Below are 5,428 nucleotides of genomic sequence, written 5' to 3' on the forward strand. Positions count from 1 at the left end.
AAAATAAATTAATTTATTTTCAATAAAAAGATTTGGACAGAGCTAGTGGAAGCTAAACCGAAAACCCAAGCGCCTCATAATACCCAAATAATTAGTTAGCATTACAAGGTAAGTAAGCCACATGGTAATGATTATGGATCAGCGAACTATAAAAGGAAAAAATGATTGAACGTAGATAATATATCTTAGATCAAAAGGATGAGTCTGCTGAAAACGCGCTCGATTTCTCCAGAAAGCATTGGAGTATAGAGAATGATTTACACTAAAAACTTAATGTGTCTTTCAATGAAAAAAATGTACAGTTTTTGGTCACAATAATATCCAAAGACTACTCTTCCCAAGAAAATTGTATTGACAATATTGAAAGGTACACCTACAGAAAAATGAATGGGCCTCCACAAAAGGAGAAAAAAATCAAAAGATTATCTCCTCCTCCAAATAGAAAAGCTTAAAATAAAATGAAAAGAAGAGGTAGGTATTGAGTGTATTATAATTTTAAAAAGGCTGTTCAAAAAAACTGGATTAAAATTTCTGATTTAATCTTATCACATCATTAAGCACCCTAATCAATAGCCCGCTCATCTTATTGTTTTAGAACATGCAACAATAAATCCTCCACCTCTCTATCTACTCTTTTATGCGTTATCAGGGAGATTTTTCTATAAGGTAATTTATCCAATTCGCAGGAAACCAATTCATTTCTTTCAAGAAAGGGCTTTAAGGTAGAATCCAATGTAACAGAAAGTCCGCTTGCTTTTGCCTGCTGTTTTAAGACCTCAAATTCATTGGGAATTACATAGTTTGGAATAAAGGATGGCCGTTTTTTATCAAAAGTAATTAACCAGTATTTTTTTATAAATGAGCCCCTCATATCATGTGAGAACCAAACTTGCGGGCTTAGCCATTTTTCGGCTTTAACTTTATCTTCCTTAAACAAACGCTGCAATGCAATAAAGTCAATATCAGGAGTGCCTGCCAATACAAAATGTTGTTCTTGCAATACATGACAAGTAACATCAAAATGAGTAATTTCCTGAGTTATAATCGCGGCAGTTAACTTCCCTTCTTCAACCATACTAATCAAAGACTCCCGATCAGAAAAAGTGACATATACGACTTCTCCTAATTCTGTTAACCTATCTGCAAGTATCGTATTATATAAGTGCTCAGATATTCCAATACGAAGAATAGATTTCAACTTGGATTTTTTTTGAACGACCAAATCTTCCGCAACCAATAAACCCTCTAAATGAGTAGCTATCAAGTTATTAAGCATCTTACCATAATCTGTGGCTTCCACCCCTTTGGATTTTCTGGTAAACAACTTCTTCCCTAAATGTGCTTCCAAGGAATGAATCTGCTGACTGACTGCAGGTTGACTTACCATTAATTCTTCTGCAGCCTTTGTCACCGATTTCTTTATAAAAACCATTCTAAAGGTTCTAAACCATTCTAAATTGATCATGATATAAATTCTCCTTATTTCAGTCCATAAAATTTATTATGCCATTTATTTCATAAAACTCGCAACTTAAATCTAATGAACAAAGTTTAGGACTTTTATAAACATTAAAAACTCTTAGAAAATATGAAAGCTTTAAAAATTACTGGATATGGAAATCCAAAAGAAAATCTTGATATGCAAGAAGTTGCTCTTCCTTCCATTAAAGAAAATGAAGTGCTAATCAAAATTCATGCGGCAAGCGTGAATCCTATAGACAATATTTTATTGAGTGGAGCCTTTGATGCAGTAATGCCCGTTCAATTCCCAGGTCCCATAGGTTTTGATGTAGCCGGTACTGTAATAGAAAAAGGAGCTGCAGTTAAAAACTTTAATATTGGTGATAAGGTATATTCCCGATTAAGTGAGGCTGGAGCAATCGCTGAATACGTTGCTTCTGATAGTGCGATCGTTGCTCAAAAACCAACCAATATTTCGTTTGAAGAAGCAGCAGGACTCCCACTTGTCGGCTTGACTGCTATGCATTCTCTTAAAAACCTAGGTAGAATAAAAGCTGGAGACAAGGTATTCATCCAGGCTGGTTCTGGAGGGGTAGGGACTTTTGCCATTCAATATGCCAAATCAAAAGGGGCCTATGTAGCTACGACCACAAGCACAAAAAATGTAGAATGGATAAAAAGCCTGGGTGCAGATTTAGTTATAGATTATACAAAAGAAGATTATACAAAATTCATTTCAGGTTATGACATAGTCCTAATGGCCTTTGGCGATGAACATACTTTAGAGGTCATTAATTCGGTAAATAATGTTGGTAAATTAATCGGCCTAAATGGTGCACTAGATAAAGATGCACTTGATGCTTGGGGTGTTCAGGGAGAACAAAGAGCATATTTAGAAAATGCAGGAAAGCATGTACTCGAAGCTGCTATGGAAAAAGGTATTGATTACCGTTTTACCGTCCATGAACTTAGTGCAGCTCAATTAGATGAAATCACGCAGCTAGTAGAAAACAAGGCCATCAAACCCGTGGTGGACAAAGTATTTGGTCTTGACGATAGTATTCAAGCCTTAGAATATTTGGCTTCTGGCCGAGCGAAAGGAAAAGTAGTTATTCAAGTGCAACCGTAAGAAAATAAACAAGAATCTCATTATTGCACTTTTGGAAAAGAGCAGGGTGAGAAATTAGGGAACACTAAAAAATAATCACCTAACTACTTCAAATTAAGACATATAGATAATTAATAATCCAATTTTTAAATAAAGCTTAGACAAGGAAAAAGTAAGAACCAACTAATTGGAACAGCGATAGATTTATTTATATCCGTTTAAATAAAAAACAAAGTAGCAATCAAATATCCTCACGTCTATAAATTAATCGCTATAAATCATGGTTTTTAAAAGTCATTTTCTTTAGCTTATTATTACAATTTGGTAGTAGCTGAATAGAAGCCTTTTTATTCAAGATAATAGGTCACTTTAAAAATAAGCATTTAATGTACCTACTACCCTTTTAAATAAATTCTAATTAATCAGCAAGACTTCTCATTTGCAAAATTGCAAGATCAACCAAATCCTTTGTCTAGGATCTATTTAAACTAAAAAGTAAAATCATGTCCAAAATAAAACTTAACCCAGAGGGAAAAACAGTTTTAATTAGTGGGGCTAATCGCGGAATAGGAAGAGCAATTGCCATTGAATTTCTAGCCCAAGGAGCTAAAAAGGTGTATGCCGGAGCAAGAGATCCCTTAAAACTCTCAGACCTAAAAGAAAAATTCGGAGAACGAATAATTCCCATTAAACTTGATGTCACAGATAATGAAACGATTGAAAACTTACGCCTACAAGCCCAAGATGTGGACATCTTGGTCAACAATGCGGGAATATTAGCTCCAGGAGGGTTTTTAAGCGCTAATACCATAGAAAACTTAAAACATCATTTTAGTGTAAATGTATGGGGATTACTTAAATTGACAAACGCATTGATCGATTCACTTAAAAACAAAGAGGAAGCCGCCATCGTGAATCTGATATCAATGGTAGGACTGGCAAACATGCCCATGATAGGAGCCTATTCTGCCAGTAAAGCTACCGTGCATAGTATTACCCAAGGAATAAGAGGAGAATTGGAGCAAGATAACATTTTAGTATCAGGAGTCTATCCCGGTCCTATTGATACAGAAATGGCAAAAGGTTTTGAAATGGAAAAAGAAAGCCCTGGGCAGGTGGCAAAAAAAATAATCCAAGCGCTCAAAGATGGCCAAGAGGACATATTTCCTGATAAGATGTCCGAGAAAGTAGGAAAAGATTACTTTGAAAACCCTAAAATGGTAGAAAAAGAATTTGGGGCTTTCAATGAGTAATTTTTCTTTTCTCCCTATATAAATTTTAAATGGTAATAATGCTTCTGTAAAAGGATTATTACCATTTCTATTACCAAAAAGAAAAAATTATGCGCGAAGTATTAAATGAAAAACAGCTAGCCCTTTGTGAGAATAGTAAATGGGACTTTTCAGGACTAAAAGCTTTATTTCTTAACTGTACGCTAAAAAAAACACCTGAACTATCCCACACTGATGGTCTGATTGATATCTCTAAGGCTATTTTTGAAAAAAATGATGTGGCGGTAGAAGTCATTAGACCTATTGACTGGGAAATTGCCACAGGAGTTTATCCCAATATGGAAAATCATGGATGGAAAAAGGATGAGTGGCCCCTTCTTTATGAAAAAGTAATGCAATCCGATATTTTGGTGATTACTTCTCCTATTTGGTTAGGAGAAAAGTCCTCTATATGTAATAAAACCATCGAACGGCTCTATGGCAACTCATCAATCTTAAATAAAGAAGGACAGTATGCTTATTATGGCAAAACAGGAGGTTGCTTGATCACAGGAAATGAAGATGGTGCGAAACATTGCGCCATGAACATCCTTTATTCCCTGCAACATTTAGGGTTTGTGATTCCCCCACAAGCAGATGCCGCTTGGCTAGGTGAGGTGGGCCCAGGTCCTTCTTATTTAGATCCAGAGTCCGGAGGTCCTGAAAATGACTTTACAAATAGAAACACTACTTTTATGACCTGGAATTTAATGCATATGGCTTATATGCTAAAATCAGTTAAAGGTATTCCTGCTCATGGCAACCAACGTTCGGCATGGGATGCGGGTTGCAGATTTGACTATCCTAATCCTGACTATAGATAACTGTTATGGGAACATTTATTAATTACAATATTTTAATGCTATAACATCAATTCAAAACACTCCCATTTACCTGCCTTAAGCCTTTACTTTTCGGGAATCAATCATCCTTTTAATGGATTTTTGGCACCTTCAAAATCATCTTGTCCTGGAGTTCCAATTCATCTAGATGGCCCACGATTTCATCATTCCTTGCTTTCACATGAAGATGCATGTTTTGAGAATGATGAGTGAATATGCCATGGTGTTTGTTAGAGTAAAACCCAACGATTTCCACTTTCTCATTTATTAAAGTCCCCTGGATCCCTGATTTTAGGTGACTCTCTTTTGAATGCTCCTTATTACCATCTTTCCAATTAATCACATGCCATTTAACCATTTTAGCTTTACCCTGAATCAGAAAAGGAAAAGGCTTTTCTATTTCAATCCCACTTTCTTTTGCCGCTTTCAGAATAAAATGTTCCAGTTGAGTAAAGGATGTAAACTCTTCTGGAATAGGGATTTCCTCCCATTCTGTCACTTGGGCATATACCAAGAGGGAGGCCTTCTTATTGAATGATTGATTTATGACTAAGTGATCGTTGTGCACAGCAGATACATATGGCTTACTATTTAGAATAAGGATCTCTCCTTTTAAGCCTTCCACAGCACCCAATGCATATACATTTTCCTTATTGGCCAACTCCGATAATGCTACTTTTGCTGACAAATCCCCTTGGTGTTTTATTGTTTTCAAGGCCCCTTTGAATTCTACTTCAAAATTTTGG

General features: G+C 35.7%; 5 protein-coding genes. 3 read left to right on the forward strand and 2 right to left on the reverse strand.

The window, feature by feature from the left end; all coding sequences use genetic code 11:
* Positions 1-583: 583 nt before the first annotated feature.
* Positions 584-1,465 carry a LysR family transcriptional regulator gene (locus E1171_RS08020; RefSeq protein WP_155205492.1) on the reverse strand — a complete coding sequence of 294 codons (882 nt, stop codon included), beginning with the start codon at positions 1,463-1,465 and terminating at the stop codon, positions 584-586.
* Positions 1,466-1,588: 123 nt separating this feature from the next.
* Here E1171_RS08020 and E1171_RS08025 point away from each other — a divergent pair, with 123 nt between their 5' ends.
* The 3 genes from E1171_RS08025 (at position 1,589) to E1171_RS08035 (ending at position 4,664) form a co-directional block, all read left to right on the forward strand.
* On the forward strand, positions 1,589-2,590 hold the full coding sequence (locus tag E1171_RS08025) for an NADP-dependent oxidoreductase (protein ID WP_155205493.1): 1,002 nt from the start codon (positions 1,589-1,591) through the stop codon (positions 2,588-2,590).
* Between the two features lie 482 nt (positions 2,591-3,072).
* Positions 3,073-3,822 (forward strand): SDR family oxidoreductase, encoded by a 750-nt coding sequence (locus tag E1171_RS08030; protein WP_155205494.1) that lies wholly within the window; start codon positions 3,073-3,075, stop codon positions 3,820-3,822.
* Between the two features lie 89 nt (positions 3,823-3,911).
* Positions 3,912-4,664: a flavodoxin family protein gene (locus E1171_RS08035; protein ID WP_155205495.1), complete on the forward strand. Its 753-nt coding sequence runs from the start codon at positions 3,912-3,914 to the stop codon at positions 4,662-4,664.
* A gap of 109 nt (positions 4,665-4,773) precedes the next feature.
* Here E1171_RS08035 and E1171_RS08040 read toward each other — a convergent pair.
* The coding region (locus tag E1171_RS08040; RefSeq protein WP_222931444.1) for an acetolactate decarboxylase at positions 4,774-5,428 on the reverse strand (655 nt) is incomplete at its 5' end.

It is taken from the genome of Xanthovirga aplysinae (assembly GCF_009711365.1).
Lineage (GTDB): Bacteria > Bacteroidota > Bacteroidia > Cytophagales > Cyclobacteriaceae > Xanthovirga > Xanthovirga aplysinae.

Coding starts and splice junctions, on each gene's coding strand:
- E1171_RS08035 (WP_155205495.1), top strand. CDS start 3,912: ATGCGCGAAGTATTAAATGAAAAACAGCTAGCCCTTTGTGAGAATAGT.
- E1171_RS08025 (WP_155205493.1), top strand. CDS start 1,589: ATGAAAGCTTTAAAAATTACTGGATATGGAAATCCAAAAGAAAATCTT.
- E1171_RS08020 (WP_155205492.1), bottom strand. CDS start 1,465: ATGATCAATTTAGAATGGTTTAGAACCTTTAGAATGGTTTTTATAAAG.
- E1171_RS08030 (WP_155205494.1), top strand. CDS start 3,073: ATGTCCAAAATAAAACTTAACCCAGAGGGAAAAACAGTTTTAATTAGT.